Here is a 14,294-nt window from a genome sequence, read left to right as displayed (position 1 = left end):
CGTGAAGATCAGTGCGACGTGGGAACCGCGGGATTTTTTGCAAGATCGGCTTTTTCACGTGCGAGGAACGTCGGAAGATCGATGGTGTGTGTGATGTAGTAGTCGCGATAGGTATCCGAGACGTGCGGATGCAGGCCGCGCCACAGGGCGAAGGCATCGAAAGACAAGAGCGTGACGATGAGAAGGGTGCGGAACATGGCGTGGCCTTACATCAGTGACGGATTGTGGCTGTACCATCCGAGTGTGGTCAGGATGTGAAACAGCCCCATGATCGTGAGAATCAACGCACGGATCGGTGGCGAGCGGGTGAGAGTGAAGCAGGCGAGAAACTCGATGGTCAGCGGATTGCCGAAAACATAGCGCTCCAGCGAGAGGACGCTGGTGGAGGTGGCGATCAGCGCTGTCATGCCCACCAGCCACGCAGCGAGACGCCAGCGCAGCCGCCACATCCAGACCAGCAGGCCGATGGTGGCGACGGCGCAGAGTCCTCCCGGCAGGTTGCTCATCTTCTTGAAGGCCTGAAGGATCGGTAGGACAAAGAACTGTAGGTGACGCGCCCAGGCTGTCTGCACATGCAGGAAGGCAAAGCCGTCACCTGTCAGGTGAGCGAGGTAAAGCACGAAGAGGGAAAGACCCGCACCGCCGGCGGCGATCAGAAGCAGACTTTCCGCCATGACCGTGCCCCTGCGTTCGTCACGATGCGCGACGAGCCACCATCCCGCCAGACAGACGCTCATGGCAAACCCGGTGGGGCGGGCGAGGGCGAGCAGAGCGCATCCCATGGCGGCAGACAGGATGTGATGGCGTCGCAGGGCAAGCAGAGTTGCCATCAGCACAACGCCGTAGAGAGCTTCGGAATACTGCGCGGTGTACCAGATGGTGAAGGGAAAGAGCACGAAGAAGAGCGCGAACAAAGCGCGATTCACAGGCTGTCCGCGCCATTCGGCGTCTCGCTGACAAAGGAAGATCAGAAGGGGCCAGAGCAGGATGTTGACCAGCAGTCCGGCGCTTTGGGGAGGCAGGCCGAAGAGGCGGTTCGTGAGATGAATGAGCGCCGGATAGAGAGGGAAGAACGCCCATGCGGCCTGGCCGGGACCGGCTGTGCCTGCGGGATGCGGCAGGGAAGGGTAGCCGTCGCGGCTGATGTCGAGATACCACCAGCAGTCCCAGTGACAGTTGGCAGTGACCAGCCCGCCCCAGGGTATGGCCAGCAGGGCGCAGACAACCAGCCCCGCGAGGCAGCATCCCGCGATTACAAGAAGATTTGTGGCGCTGTCACCGCGTGCGTGGCGCTTTCGCGGGGACACTACATCAGCACGTAAGTGGGGGCGTACCATAGGTTGATGGCGATTATGCGCAGAATGACAAGGTCAAGGAACAGTTTCCGATAAGTCGCGGCGGGTTTCGCCAGAGAGGTGCAGGCGAGAAACTGGATGACGAGCGGATTGGAGAAAATAAAGCGTTCAATGGAGACTATGCCGCTTGAAAGAGCAAGAAAGGCCGTCATGCCCACGAGAACGGCAGGCAGTCGCCATGTCTGTTTCCACATTCTGACGATCACGGCAATCGCCAGAAGGGCGAAGAGACCAAACCCCAGCAGAGCGGGCGTCAGGAGGCCATACAAAATGACAAGGGGAAAGAAGCGCAGTTGTCTTTTCCAAGTGATTTCGACATGCGCAAAAGCGAAACCGTCTCCCGTCAGCCCGTAGAGATACAGCGTGAACAGGCTCAGGGCCGCCCCCCCGGCGGCGATGAGCAGAAGACCATCGAAGAGGCGCTTACGGGGGGACGTTGTAGGGTCTTGCGCGGCGATCATCCACCAGCCGGCGAGGCAGAGTGTAAGGATGAAGCCGGTTGGACGCGATAAAGAGAGCAAGAAAACGCAGACAGCGGCGAGTGGGACACGGTTTTCGCGCAGGGCTATGATGGCAGCCATGAGGGCGATCCCGTAGACCGCTTCGGAATATTGCGTGGTGTACCAGATATTCAGGGGAAACAGCGCAAAGAACAGCGCAAAGGTCAGGCGGTCTACCGTGATGCCGCGTAATTCCAGTTCGCGATAACACAGGAAAATGAGCAACGGCCACAGTGTTAGATTGAGCAGAAAGCATGTGGTCAGGGAATTGAAGGGCAGGAAAAAGGCCAGTCCACGCGCAAGCAGGGGATAGAGAGGGAAAAAGGCCCAGTCGGCTTGCCCGAAATGCTCAGGGTCGAGGTGAGGTATCGGGGAATATCCGGTGCGCATGATCTGCTCGTACCACGAGCAGTCCCAGCGGCAGTTGGCGGATACGAGGCCTCCCCATGGCAGCGCGAAGAGAGCCGAAAGCAGAAGTTGCAGACCGCAGACCACGAGAATGACGAGCACAAAGCCTTGCGTGCCGGAATCGGCCAGACGACGGGCGCGTCCGAACAGTTTTTTCATTGCATCGAAGCGGTTGCGTCGGATGATCTGTTCGGAGGGAGATGTGTTCACGACCGGTTTCTCATGTCGGTCAGAGCATCAGAGGCCCAGAGAAAGCTGGTCGAGAACATCTAAACGACTCATGGAGATGATGACACTGTGGCGGGTGCAGTGATCCGCCGCGTCCTGTATGGGGCTTTTTATTGAGCAGGAAGTAAACAAATGCGGCAGGACGTTTTCGTGCAATCGTCTCAATGAAGTGTTTGGTAATGAGGACAAACAGGGGAGACTCGTCATGTGTCCCGTGTTGCCATTCATTCAGGGAATGGAAATCTCTTTTTTCGCATAGCCATGTCGTGACCACTGGATGCCCATGCCCGCCAGCTTTCAGCTTCTGCTTGCCATCATCGCCGAAGTGACGGCCACGTCCTGTCTGGGCGCGACGCAGGGATTTACCCGTCTTCTGCCATCAGTTGTGACGGTGACAGGTTATGCCATCTCGTTTTATCTGCTCTCGCTGGCAGTCAGGACCATTCCCACAGGGATCGCCTATGCCATCTGGTCGGGGCTCGGCACGGTGCTTGTCATTCTGCTGGCATGGCTTCTACGTGGTCAGCGCCCCGACGGGGCGGCCATCGTGGGGATGGGGCTGGTCGTGGCGGGTGTGTGCGTGATCAACCTGTTGTCGGGTTCATCGCCGCACTAGAGCAGATCGTGATTGGGTGGAATCACCTCATCACGTGAAGATACTATAAAAACAAAGAGATAGAGCGCACGATTGGCTCAATCCAATCATAGTGCGCTCTAAAGCGCTCAGGTTCGTCCCAGCCTGCGCAGCGGCACACCCGCATTCACCCGTTCTTCAATGTCTTCGAGGGATTCACCGCGCGTTTCCGGCACGAAGAACCACGTCACGGCAAAGAACAGGGCGTTGAAGGCGCCGAGACACCAGAACACGCCATGCGCTCCGATCAGGTTTAGGCAGGAGAGCAGGACGTTGCTGACCGCCCAGTTGGCGATCCAGTTGGACAGGGTGGAGCAGGAAATGGCGAAGGTCCGTCCGCGCAGGGGCTGGATTTCGGAACACAGCACCCATGGCAGCGGGCCTTCACCCACGGCAAAGGCGCAGATGAAGAGCACGAGAAGACCGACGGTCAGGGCGGGGGAATGATCTCCTGTCCACAGCAATGTGCCGAAGGCCAGCATGGCGAAAGCCGCCCCTGCCGTGCTGAGCAGCAGCAGGCCACGCCGTCCCCATCGGTCGATGAGCATTACGGAAACGATGGTGGCCAGAGTGTTTGCTACACCGAGCGCCGTGGTGCACCACACAGCGGCGGAGGCACTGAAATGCAGGCGCTCCAGCACGGTCGGGGCATAGTACATCAGCACATTGATGCCGCTGAACTGCTGGAGCGCCTGAATGGCGATTCCGAGTGTGAAGGTGCGCCGAAAGCCCGGAGACACCCGGAGCAGGGCAAGTCCGGCCTGTTTCTCATGGGAAAGCTGAAGTTCGATGCCATCCGCTTCCGTCTTTGCGGCTTCGGAGGAGCCGCGCAGTTCCCGAAGCACCTGAACGGCTTCCTCGCGTCGCCCTTTCATGAGCAGCCAGCGCGGAGAGGGCGGGATCATGAGGGTCGTGCCCAGAAACATCAGTGTCGGCAGAGCGATGACACCAAACATCCAGCGCCAGTGACCTCCCTGCGCCAACAGACCATCGGAGATGAAGGCCATCAGGATGCCGATGGTGATCATCAACTGGTAAAGCGCGATCATTCGCCCGCGACGGCTCTGGGCCGTGATCTCGGCGATGTAGAGAGGGGCCGCGAACGCAGCGAGACCCACGCCCAGCCCCAGACATATGCGGCCTGCGATCATCACCTCCACACCGGGGGCAAGCGCACACAGGGCGATGCCGATCAGGAATAGAACACTGGCGATCAGCAGCGTGCCCCGTCGTCCCCAGCGTTCGGCCAGCGTGCCTGCCTGAAAGGAGCCGAAGGCGGCCGCCAGCATGAGGGAGGAGACGATCCATTCCGCCGTTCGGTCACTCGTCCCCAGATCGTGACTGAGGAGCGGGAGAGCGCCAGCAATTACGCCGGTGTCCAAACCGAACATGAGACCGGCCAGTGCGGCGGCGGCGCCTACGAAAATGGAAAGACGACGTGCCCGTGCCGCCATCTGGTGCGAGGTAAGTCCGCTGGTGGAAGACGACATCCGAATTTCCGGGCTCCATGAGGGGGTGACCCCAAGGCTGGAGACCTTCGGTTTGCCATTCCTCCAAGTCAACCGGAATTTGTTACCGGAACATGACCAGTGCCTTGATTTGGGTGCTTTCTTCGTGATTTGGAAAGCCGGTGTTCACCTCGCCGTTACTTCTTTTTCGCTGCCGAGAGTTCCAGCGCCCGGGCATAGACCACCTTCCTCGGCAGTCCCACGGCGGTGGCGACCAGCGTGGCGGCATCCTTGACGGATGACGTTGCCAGTGCCGCTTCAAGCTGGCGGTCGAGGTCGGCTGGATCGGCGTCCTCTTTTTCAGGGGATGGACCGACAAGCACCGTGATTTCTCCGCGTGGTGGAGCCTGTTCGTACAGTGCCGCCAGTGCTGCTGCCGTATCGCGGCGGACTTCCTCGAAGCGTTTGGTGAGCTCACGGGCCACGACGGTGGGGCGGCTGTCCCCAAACACAATAGCTAGATCGGCCAGCATCTCGGCCAGACGATGGGGGGCTTCGTGCCAGATGAGTGTGGCGCGCAGTCCGGTGCGCTCGGCGGCGCGGAGAACGGCGAAACTTTCGCGTCGGGCAGCGCTGCGCGGAGGAGGAAATCCCACGAACAGATAAGGATGAGGGGGCAGACCGCTGAGCACGAGGGCGGTCAGTGCTGCGTTCGGGCCGGGCACGGCGGTCACGGGCACGCCCGCCTCGATGGCGGCGCGGACGAGGCGATACCCCGGATCGGAGAGAAGCGGCATGCCCGCGTCCGAGACGAGGGCGATCTTCTGGCCTTCCTCAAGTCGGGCGATCAGTCCGGGCACGCGTTGACGCTCGTTATGTTCGTGAAGCGGCTCGGCGCGGACGTGGATGTTGAACTCCGAAAACAGCCGCGCGGTCACCCGCGTATCCTCGCACAGCACCAGATCGGCCTCACGCATGGCGTTGACCGCGCGTGGGGAAAGATCGCCCAGATTGCCGATGGGTGTGGCCACCAATGTCAGGAGGCCGCCTTCCACCGATCCATTTTTCTGGATGTCTGCCATGCTTCCGACATGACGCGGGGGCATTCCTTCGCTATGGGAAGTCGGGTCGTCCGGAGAAAGCGTAGCCTGTGATCCGGCAGACACTGGTTCTGAGAAAGAGGGTGAAGATGAATCGGACATGCAGGTTCCCGTCGCGTAAAGGCGCTCGTGCCGCGCAGTCGTATCAGGAACGGAACGCTTCCGTCTCCTCTTCGTCCTCCGGCAGGTCGGGCCATACCAGCCGCCGCCTGCTGCGTCATCTCTCCGGCGTGGCGCTTTTCGCGCTCACGGCCTGTTCGTCCGGGCCTGTCTCGCTCTCTTCGGGCACCACGGCCACTACCACGAGCGGCGCGCGCAATGTGGGCGTTTTGCTGCCGCTCAGCGGTCCCAATGGGGCGTTGGGCAATGAAATGCTGGCGGCGGCACGGGTGGCGCTGGCGCCAAAACCCGGCACACCCGCCACGGCTCCGGTTCCGCAGATCGATGCGCATGACACGGCGGTTGGCGGGGCGGCCGCGGCCATACAGGCGGCTGTGAGTTCGGGAGACGGCATCATTCTCGGGCCGCTGACCAGCCCCGATACCTCCATGATCGCGCCCGTGGCGATCCAGAACGGTGTGCCTGTCATTGCCTTCACCAGCGATGTCGCGCAGGGCCGTCCCGGTGTGTGGGCGTTCGGTCTTTCGCCGCGCCAGCAGGTGGAGCGTCTGGTCGCGGCTGCGAAAGCGGAAGGACGGCGACAGTTCGCGGCCTTCCTTCCCGACACTCCGCTTGGTCATGCCATGGGTGACGCGCTGATCGTCGCGTGTCAGGAGAACGCGCTGTCCGCGCCGCAGGTGACCTACCACGCGACGACACCCGAGGCGATCAACTCCGGTCTGGCCACGTTATCCGCGCGTGACAGCCGCATGACGGCAGCCTCGGGTGAGGCGGCGGCTCCGGCACAGGATCTGCCCACCGATCTGGCAAATGCTTTGTCTTCCACGGCTCCCAAGACGGATGACGCGACAACCACGGCCGGTAGTGCGGCCACCGCTCCTGTCATGTCGGCGCCGCCCTTCGATGCGTTGCTGCTGGCGGATACGGGACTGGGGCTGAAGAACGTCATCGATGCGATGAAAGCCTCACAGGTGCGCACGACCGACGTGCGCGTGATGGGACCGGGTCTGTGGGCCGCCTTTGCGGGCAAGCTCGGCAGCATCGCCGGTGCGTGGTACGCAGCGCCTGATCCGGCGGGACGCAAAGCATTCGTGCAGGAGTTCGCGGCTGCCAATCATCGTGTGCCCAAGCCGATGGCCGATCTTGCCTATGATGCGGGAAGTGTCGCGGCCACGACCTATCAGGCCAGTGGTGGAAGCGGTTATCCGGTCGATCAACTGACCCGGCCTGAGGGGTTTGTGGGAGCCGATGGCGTTGTGCGCCTGATGCCCGATGGCTCAACGGAGCGTCGTCTGGGTATTTTCGAGGTGCAGCCGGGTGGAGGCGCTCGTCTGCTGGGGGCCGATGGAAAGCCTGTCCCGACAGGTTCTGGCGCGTCGTAAAACACATTATGCCCGGTCAGTCTGACCGGGCAGTCTCGCTTTAATGTCGGAAATAGAAAGGCGGGCCTCAGGCCGCGACCACCTTGTCCTGGATCGGAAGGGCCGGACGGATGAAGTCGAGCGCCATTTCCAGAGAAGATTCACGGCTGAGGGTCGTGTCGCGAAGCGCGTCGATCACGAGCCAGCGGGCACCATCGGGCCGGATAAGGTAAGCGGGCGAAGCGTTCTCACGCACCCAGACAACGATCACCTCGTTGCAGGTCGCGGGTGCGTCCTCGTCGATACAGATTTCCGTGGAGCACAGCCCCATGCGCTGTCCGGCTTCCAGCCAGCGGGCAAGATATTCGCGGTGGCGAGCAAGAAATCCCATACGGAAGGGAATGACGTTGGACCCGAAATCCACTTGGGGGGACAGCATCACATCCGACATTTCGTATCTCCTTCGTGCATCCGACACATGAACGGTATGTGCTTGGCGAAGGGATCGCCAACGATAAACGAAAGGTTTGCACCCCTGTTCAGGGGCGGTGAAAAAGGGCGTGTCGGAGAGAACACATCGTTTCGGAAGCGATGCGCGATACTGCACAATAAATGGGCACATCGGTGTGCAGGTGATCGATTTGCGTGCAGAGCGCTATGAGCGGTGCGCGCGAATCAACCGTGTTGCGCGGTTGCCATCACCTCGCGCGGCCAGCGTCGATGCAGCCACAGCCAGCTTTCGGGACGGGTGCGGATCCAGTGTTCCAGCCGGTCGTTGATGGTCTGGGTTAATAACGTCACATCGGCCTGCCGGTTGCCGCTGGCAGGGAGTTCGAGAGGCGCTTCCACCACGATTCTCAGGCGGGCCGGGCCGAGCCGCTGCACATACCCCGGAATGACGGGGCATTTCAGACGCAGCGCCATGAAGGCCAGAGCGGGCGCGGTCATGGCGGGCTGGCCGAAAAAACGGGCCTTGATCCCGTCATTCATTTTCTGGTCCATGAGCAGGCCCAGCCGCCCCCCGTTGCTGACCCATCTCAGGGCGGCTTTTGCGCCCTCGGCGCCTTTGGGAAAGAGGGGAAGGGGATCGGCCATCGCCTTATCGCGCAGATCGCGGATCAGGCGGTCCACCAGCGGATTAGAGGCGGCGCGGTAGAAAGAGGCGAACCCGACGCCGTGACGGGCTACGGCGGGTGGGAGCATTTCCCAGTTGCCGATGTGGCCCGAGACAAACAGCGCCGGGCCACCGCGCCGCGCCTGTGCGAGCAGATGTTCGGCTCCCACCACTTCGAAGCCTGGGCCTTCGGGCGTGTTTTCGCGCAGGCTCGCGATATGTGGAAACTCGCCCACTGTGCGGCCGAGATTTTCCCACACGCCACGCACGATGCGTCGGCGCGCAGATGTGTCCAGTTCCGGCATGGCCAGTCGCAGATTGGTATCGGCCACTTTCGAGACCGGGAGGAGAGGTCCGACCACTCGGCAGAAACCTCCGGCCAGATTGGAAGAGCGCACCGGTCCAAGACGCCGCAGGAGCGCCAACGCGCCGCGCGCCAGCCACGCTTCCGCACGCATGCCCAAAGATATTCTGGCGTCGCTCATGACGGCTCCTTGTTCAGCAGCCGGTCCAACAGCCGTTCAACACTTCGAGGCGTATTCCATTGGAGATTCACGCCAATCACCTCGACTTTTTGCCGGAAGACGGGTGGCAGGCGCACGGCGTCTTTGGGTGTCGTGAGCAGAAGGGCGTTGTGCGTCCGTGCCAGCGCCAGCAGGCTGTTGTGCTCGCGCTCCGTCAGGACGTGATGATCGGGGAAGGGCACGCAAGACACCGGTTGGATACCCAGTGTGCGCAGACCCTCAAAGAACTTGTCCGGCCGCGCCAGTCCAGCGAACGCCACGATCGGACGGGTGCGAGCCTGTTCGGGTGGCGCGTCCATTACAAGTCCGGCGGACAGAACCGGCTTATTTGGAGCATGGTGCGCAAGACGTTCGGCCGTCCCGCTTCGGTCCTCCCCTGTAATAACGACCACATCGGTGGCAGCGAGTCCTGCATCCAGTCCTTCCCGCAGGGGGCCGGCCGGTAGCGGGAGGCCATTGCCGAATCCTACAGCGCCATCGACCAGCACGAGAGAAAGTGTGCGATGCAGGCTCGGGTTCTGGAAACCGTCATCCATCAGCAGGCAGGTGGCGCCAGCGGCACAGGCGGCTTTTGCTGCCGCCGCGCGGTCGGCACAGACCCATGTGGGGGCGACTTCGGCCAGCAGCAGTGCTTCGTCGCCGACATCACGCGCGTCATGACGGGCTGGCTCCACATGCACGGGCTGGCCACCTCGTCCCAGTCGTCCTCCATAACCACGTGTCAGACAATGAACACGCTCGCCTCGGGCGTTCAGACGACGTGCGAAGTCCAGCACGACGGTCGTTTTGCCAGTGCCGCCCACGGTCAGGTTTCCTACGCACAGCACCGGAACCGGGGCGATCCAGCCTCTTTGGCGGCGACGACGCCGTGCGACGAGGGCCATAAGGGCAGCGAATGGGCGAAGGAGGTGGGCAGTGATACCGGCTTTGCGCCACCAGAAAGCGGGAGGTGTGAGTGTTGGTTTAACCATACCGCACCAGAGCGCGGATACGGTCGGCCAGTTGTTGGGGCAGAGCGGTATTATGCGCGGCGGCATTTTGTGCGAGGACGCCGCAGGCTTTGACGTGAGCAGGATCGGACAACTGCGCGGCCACCCAGTCCGCCAGCGCCAGAGCATCGGGCACGATGGTCACAGCTTCCGAGAGCACTGCGAACGCCTCTTCGAAATTGCCGATCTGGGGTCCGGAGGCAAGAACACAGCCGAGACGGGCCGGCTCGAACGGGTTGTGGCCCCCGCCTTTGGCCGAAGTGCCGGTTGGGAAAAGGCTGTTGCCCATGAACACGATGGGCGAGAGGCGGAATACGGTGCCGAGTTCGCCCAGCGTGTCCACGATCCATACGGCGTCCTGCGGACGGGGCCATTGATCCTGCGATCGGCGGGGTGGCAGCCCACAATCCGGAAAGGCGCGTGCACTGAGTGCGGCGACATCGGTACCACGTTCGGGATGGCGGGGTGCTATGATGGTCAGCAGATCTGGCCATGTCTGGCGTAGGCAATGGGCCGCTTCGAGAACGAGGTCTTCTTCGCCTTCATGTGTTGATGCTGCGATCCAGACCGGACGATTGCCGAGCGCGTTGCGGGCCCGTGTCAGCATGTCGGTGTCTGCGGGCAGTGGCGGGGCGGCGGTTTTGAGATCGCCATCGCAGGAGACATTCTGTGCGCCGAGTATACGGAAGCGGGCTGCATCGTCGGGTGAACGGGCGGCAACCCATGTCAGCCCCGCCATGATGTGCGCCGCAAAAGCTGGGGCGCGCAGCCACCCACGCAGGGCGCGCGGAGAGAGGCGGCCATTGAGAACGATCACCGGCACACACTGACTGGTGCATGCGTCGATCAGGTTGGGCCACAATTCGCTTTCCGTGAGAACCAGCGCATCGGGTTTCCAATGTCGTAGAAAACGCCACATCCAGCGCGGAACGTCGAGGGGCACGAAACGATGCTCCATGCGCCCTTGCGTGAGGAGATCGGATGCTTCCCGCTCCAGCAGGCGGGCGGCAGTGACAGTGCCGGTGGTGATCAGAAGGGTTATGTCCGCGCTCAGGGCACGCATGACGGGCAGGATGGAGATAGTTTCCCCCACACTGGCTGCGTGAAACCAGACCAGAGGACCATCCGGCCGCTGTCCTGCGGAGAATCCCATTCTCTCTCGCAGGCGCTCGCGCAGTTCACGTCCCCGGCGCACTCGCACACGCAGCATTGCGAGCAGGGCAGGTGCTAGCAGCGTGGCGAGAGCGGACCAGATTTTGGCTCCCAAGGCGTTCGAGGGAGGATGAGTGGACAGGGGGGCCAAAGGTTCGGGTGAGGCGTCCGTTTTCCGCTGGGCTTCTGCCGACGCGGCATCCAGCCGTTCCGTCAGCAGCTTTTGCGCTGCCTCGCGTGTCTCGGATGTCACGTGGACTGGTGCGCCACAGACGAGCCGACCGCGTCCGAACGGCAGCGGCACGAGCATCCGGTCCCATGACGGCGCGCGCCAGTGGTGGCACATCGCTCCCATGGGGAGAATGGGAGCGCCCGTCATTTCCGCCAGCGCGAGCACGCCGACCTGCACCGTGCGCGGCGGCCCTTTCGGCCCGTCGGGCATGATGGTCACCACATCGCCCGCCAGCAGGGCCGCTCGCATCTGTCGCAGGGCGAGTAATCCCCCTTTGTCCTTACCTTTCTTGTGGGAGGAGCCGTGGAGAGCAGGAATGCGCCATGGGGCGACGATTTCCGCGATCAGGCGTCCGTCGCGATTGTGGCTGATGAGCACATGCAGCCGCAGGCTCGGATTGCGTGGCTCCGCCCACCACCACAGGGCTGGAGAAAGGGCGAGGGCTTCGTGCCAGAAGGCGACAAGCAGACCCGTATGAGATGTCCCTTTGTGACGATCCGCGAGGAGCAAGGTACGGGCTTCGGGGTGAAGCTCGATCTGCCAGCGTGTGGTGCGCAAGGCAAAGCCGAGCCAGCCGCGGATGGCATGGCAAATTAGGCGGCTGGGCCACGTCTTCGTCACTTCGCGCGGAGTCATGCTGCGCGCTGAGAGGTGAATGACAGAAAGAAGGAAGGACGGGCGGCCATGTCGCGCGGTTAGCATGGGTGGAGGCGGACAGGAAGTGCGGGGGCGCTGATGGGCTTGGTGCTGAAGAAAAGAGCGCAACGGGTATCGCGTCCCACAGTGTCTCCCGGGTGTCAGGACCATCGTGCGGAAAAACTGTTTGATCCAGAGGGTGCCAGTTCAGTGTGTTCATGAGGGCGGAGGATGGTTTTGCTGCGGATCAAATGCAGGACGTATTTGAGTATGACCGGACGCAATGCATTATAGACAGTTCTTGCGGTCGCAGCGTAGCGTGGGGTGTGCCAGTATTTGTATTGTGAACTGCTTTACACGATGAGCCAGAAGACTAACCGGCCAGAAATTGCAGGATGCACGATATTAGGACTGGCTGTAAATATATACCCGATAACGGCACAGGACGATTTCGGTAAATGGTAGCGCTATCGGGTTTTCTAACAAATTTTAAAAATGACGTTCGTAAACCTTTATGACGTCATCAGGTTTTACATAATCCTGTGGCCTGATGCGACCGACGACTGCCCCGTTCGGTTCCTGTCGCACGACATAGGCATAATCCTGAAACGCACGATAGGAAAACCCTCCTGCCGCAGCAACGGCTTTCAGCATCATCATGCCAGGTTGATAGGGGAACTGGCCACCGTGTTCAACTTCTCCGATCACCGAGATGGGGCGATACTCCACAACTTGCACAGTGACCTTCGCATTGCTGAAGATATTGTGGTCTTTCAGGGATGCGGCGACGCTCTGACTGAGTTCCTTGGGGGTCAGTCCTTCGGCCTTGATCATGCCGATGAGCGGAAAGACGATGTTTCCATCCATAGGTATGCGGGTCGACGTCTGGAACTGATTTTCGCCGAACGTCGAGACATTGATCCGGTCACCGACACCGATTGTGTAGCTCGCTGGATCGTATTGTGGAATGAGCGGCAGATCGCTTCCGGGAGAGCAACCGGTGAGGGAGACCCCTGTGACCACAAAAGGAAATCCGAAACGTGCGGCACGGGCGACAAAAGTATGGCGGAGCGACAGCATGTCTGAACTTCCCTGTTAAAAGCTGAGCTTGATTGATGATGGTTACAGATTAACACCCACTCGTAGCATGATGGTATTGACAGTGAACTTTCCCGTCGTTCCAAGGACATTTTGATTCGAAATGTCATAATCAAGACGCAGACTGAGATGCTGGTTCACTAGCCATTGTGCGGAAAGGCCTCCTCCAAAAATGGTCTGGTTACCGCCAGTCTGGGTGAGGATGCTGCCGATAAGGTGAGTCGGTGTGTTTTGATACTCTCCTTTCTGAAAAGTGAAGTATCCGGATAGAATAACATCGCGGCGATATTGATGGCTCAGAGTGAGCCGAAGATCCGTAGAGGTGAAACCGGCCACGTTCTCAAACCCACTGTCCTCGATTCCGTGCTGGAAATCCAGTTGAAGGCGCGTCAGCCGCGACGGTGCCCAGCGTAGTTGGGCTTCTACGATTGGGGTCGCGTAATCGGGGTAGGCCGCGTTACGATAGAAGCGGCGCTGGTATCCTACCAATACACGCATGTCGATCAGATGAATGGCGTTGTAATCGACTCCCACCATGACAGCCAGACCGTTGGAATCGCGTCCCGGATAACCGGCCAGTCCATGTGTGTAACGGATTTCCGTTCCGCGCAGCATGACCAGTGCGCTGGCGGTTTCTGTCCAGCGATAACGGCCAGTAAGACTTTCGAGAATCACCGCCCGGTTTCGGTAGGTCTGAGGAACGGAGATGCCGACTGCCGAAGGCAGGCGAGCGTTCTGATTGAAAAGAAAATTCGTGATATTGGCTTCTGGAATAAGGGAAAATCGTCCATTTCGTGCCACGGTGTAGCTCAGCGCTGCCCGATCGACCTGATATTTGATGGGCTGAATCGTTGCGAAACCACCGAGTGTATTGGGTGTCTGGACCAGATTGAGATGGGAATAATCGAAACCGAGACGGTCATTGGCGATGTCATGATACCCACCGAGAGAGGCTGTCCAGTTTGTCTGGTTCTGTGACCCCTGGCTCGGATAACGCAGGTCGGAGACAGAGGCATTGGCGTAAAGACGATCCACCGACCAGTCGGATGCCACGCCGACTTGCGCCATGGTCGATATGATGGCGCTTGGTGAACCGCCTGGCAGGCGATTTGCGTTGTCGATGTAACCCACGCCTTCGTTAAGGCCCGCGTTCAATTTGAACCCGCCGATATGCAATCCCTGCGGTTCATATTTCTTGCTGATCCGGAGTTGTTCGGAATCGGTCCATGTCTCGCCAACTCCACGCCCGATCTCAGGAAAATACTGGGTTAGGACCTGAGCGAAAGCTGGGACAGGAAAGAGTGGCGCAGCGCAGGAAACAGCCCTTACGAAACGGGAAAAGGCAATTGTCCTAACCGGTCTGCGTGGAGGTTTTCTTGATTGGAGCATAAGGGG

Annotated in this window: 13 protein-coding genes; 2 read left to right on the top strand and 11 right to left on the bottom strand. The window is 60.7% G+C overall.

Features of this window, described 5'->3' with window-relative positions; genetic code table 11:
- Positions 1-8: 8 nt before the first annotated feature.
- Genes KUA11_RS11575 through KUA11_RS11565 form a run of 3 tightly spaced genes read right to left on the bottom strand, consistent with a single transcriptional unit; the run spans position 9 to position 2,473 of the window.
- Positions 9-197: a hypothetical protein gene (locus KUA11_RS11575; protein WP_217410442.1), complete on the bottom strand. Its 189-nt coding sequence runs from the start codon at positions 195-197 to the stop codon at positions 9-11.
- A 9-nt stretch (positions 198-206) separates the two neighbouring features.
- Positions 207-1,307 (bottom strand): hypothetical protein, encoded by a 1,101-nt coding sequence (locus KUA11_RS11570; protein ID WP_217410441.1) that lies wholly within the window; start codon positions 1,305-1,307, stop codon positions 207-209.
- Positions 1,307-2,473 (bottom strand): hypothetical protein, encoded by a 1,167-nt coding sequence (locus KUA11_RS11565; RefSeq protein WP_217410440.1) that lies wholly within the window; start codon positions 2,471-2,473, stop codon positions 1,307-1,309. Before KUA11_RS11565 ends, KUA11_RS11570 begins: the two co-directional genes overlap by 1 nt.
- Positions 2,474-2,774: 301 nt before the next feature.
- Between KUA11_RS11565 and KUA11_RS11560 the strand changes: the two genes are divergently transcribed.
- Positions 2,775-3,107 carry a DMT family transporter gene (locus KUA11_RS11560; RefSeq protein WP_217410439.1) on the top strand — a complete coding sequence of 111 codons (333 nt, stop codon included), beginning with the start codon at positions 2,775-2,777 and terminating at the stop codon, positions 3,105-3,107.
- 107 nt (positions 3,108-3,214) lie between these two features.
- Here KUA11_RS11560 and KUA11_RS11555 read toward each other — a convergent pair whose 3' ends face one another.
- Together KUA11_RS11555 and rsmI are read right to left on the bottom strand one after the other, a co-directional pair.
- Positions 3,215-4,615, bottom strand: coding sequence for a sugar porter family MFS transporter (locus KUA11_RS11555; protein WP_217410438.1), 1,401 nt, complete (start codon positions 4,613-4,615; stop codon positions 3,215-3,217).
- 155 nt (positions 4,616-4,770) lie between these two features.
- The gene (gene rsmI, locus KUA11_RS11550) at positions 4,771-5,679 is read right to left on the bottom strand and encodes a 16S rRNA (cytidine(1402)-2'-O)-methyltransferase (protein WP_408744193.1); all 909 of its coding nucleotides are present in this window, start codon (positions 5,677-5,679) and stop codon (positions 4,771-4,773) included.
- 83 nt (positions 5,680-5,762) lie between these two features.
- On the opposite strand from rsmI, the gene KUA11_RS11545 reads away from it, so the two are divergent.
- On the top strand, positions 5,763-7,175 hold the full coding sequence (locus KUA11_RS11545; RefSeq protein WP_217410436.1) for a penicillin-binding protein activator: 1,413 nt from the start codon (positions 5,763-5,765) through the stop codon (positions 7,173-7,175).
- Positions 7,176-7,242: 67 nt separating this feature from the next.
- Here KUA11_RS11545 and KUA11_RS11540 read toward each other — a convergent pair whose 3' ends face one another.
- From KUA11_RS11540 to KUA11_RS11515, 6 genes are all read right to left on the bottom strand, one after another.
- Positions 7,243-7,605: a hypothetical protein gene (locus KUA11_RS11540; RefSeq protein ID WP_254454879.1), complete on the bottom strand. Its 363-nt coding sequence runs from the start codon at positions 7,603-7,605 to the stop codon at positions 7,243-7,245.
- A 224-nt stretch (positions 7,606-7,829) separates the two neighbouring features.
- Positions 7,830-8,753, bottom strand: coding sequence for a lysophospholipid acyltransferase family protein (locus KUA11_RS11535; protein ID WP_217410435.1), 924 nt, complete (start codon positions 8,751-8,753; stop codon positions 7,830-7,832).
- On the bottom strand, positions 8,750-9,763 hold the full coding sequence (gene lpxK / locus KUA11_RS11530; protein WP_217410434.1) for a tetraacyldisaccharide 4'-kinase: 1,014 nt from the start codon (positions 9,761-9,763) through the stop codon (positions 8,750-8,752). The genes KUA11_RS11535 and lpxK overlap by 4 nt, the downstream gene beginning before the upstream one ends.
- A complete protein-coding gene (locus tag KUA11_RS11525; RefSeq protein WP_217410433.1) occupies positions 9,756-11,801 on the bottom strand; it encodes a glycosyltransferase N-terminal domain-containing protein in 2,046 nt (681 codons plus the stop codon). The genes lpxK and KUA11_RS11525 overlap by 8 nt, the downstream gene beginning before the upstream one ends.
- Before the next feature lie 489 nt (positions 11,802-12,290).
- A complete protein-coding gene (locus tag KUA11_RS11520; protein WP_217410432.1) occupies positions 12,291-12,881 on the bottom strand; it encodes a polysaccharide biosynthesis/export family protein in 591 nt (196 codons plus the stop codon).
- 42 nt (positions 12,882-12,923) lie between these two features.
- Positions 12,924-14,288: an outer membrane beta-barrel protein gene (locus KUA11_RS11515; RefSeq protein ID WP_302480892.1), complete on the bottom strand. Its 1,365-nt coding sequence runs from the start codon at positions 14,286-14,288 to the stop codon at positions 12,924-12,926.
- Positions 14,289-14,294: the final 6 nt, after the last annotated feature.

The sequence above is a fragment of the Acetobacter estunensis genome, from assembly GCF_019083805.1.
Taxonomy (GTDB): Bacteria; Pseudomonadota; Alphaproteobacteria; order Acetobacterales; family Acetobacteraceae; genus Acetobacter; species Acetobacter estunensis_A.
Note: the sequence above shows the minus strand (reverse complement) of the source record. Positions and strands in the feature narration are given on the sequence as shown.

Bases quoted from the DNA above. Each gene is read 5' to 3' on its own strand.
- KUA11_RS11520 (WP_217410432.1), bottom strand. From the start codon at position 12,881: ATGCTGTCGCTCCGCCATACTTTTGTCGCCCGTGCCGCACGTTTCGGA.
- KUA11_RS11560 (WP_217410439.1), top strand. From the start codon at position 2,775: ATGCCCGCCAGCTTTCAGCTTCTGCTTGCCATCATCGCCGAAGTGACG.
- KUA11_RS11535 (WP_217410435.1), bottom strand. From the start codon at position 8,753: ATGAGCGACGCCAGAATATCTTTGGGCATGCGTGCGGAAGCGTGGCTG.
- KUA11_RS11515 (WP_302480892.1), bottom strand. From the start codon at position 14,288: ATGCTCCAATCAAGAAAACCTCCACGCAGACCGGTTAGGACAATTGCC.
- KUA11_RS11575 (WP_217410442.1), bottom strand. From the start codon at position 197: ATGTTCCGCACCCTTCTCATCGTCACGCTCTTGTCTTTCGATGCCTTC.
- KUA11_RS11545 (WP_217410436.1), top strand. From the start codon at position 5,763: ATGAATCGGACATGCAGGTTCCCGTCGCGTAAAGGCGCTCGTGCCGCG.
- KUA11_RS11555 (WP_217410438.1), bottom strand. From the start codon at position 4,615: ATGTCGTCTTCCACCAGCGGACTTACCTCGCACCAGATGGCGGCACGG.
- rsmI (WP_408744193.1), bottom strand. From the start codon at position 5,679: ATGCCCCCGCGTCATGTCGGAAGCATGGCAGACATCCAGAAAAATGGA.
- KUA11_RS11540 (WP_254454879.1), bottom strand. From the start codon at position 7,605: ATGTCGGATGTGATGCTGTCCCCCCAAGTGGATTTCGGGTCCAACGTC.
- KUA11_RS11525 (WP_217410433.1), bottom strand. From the start codon at position 11,801: ATGACTCCGCGCGAAGTGACGAAGACGTGGCCCAGCCGCCTAATTTGC.
- lpxK (WP_217410434.1), bottom strand. From the start codon at position 9,763: ATGGTTAAACCAACACTCACACCTCCCGCTTTCTGGTGGCGCAAAGCC.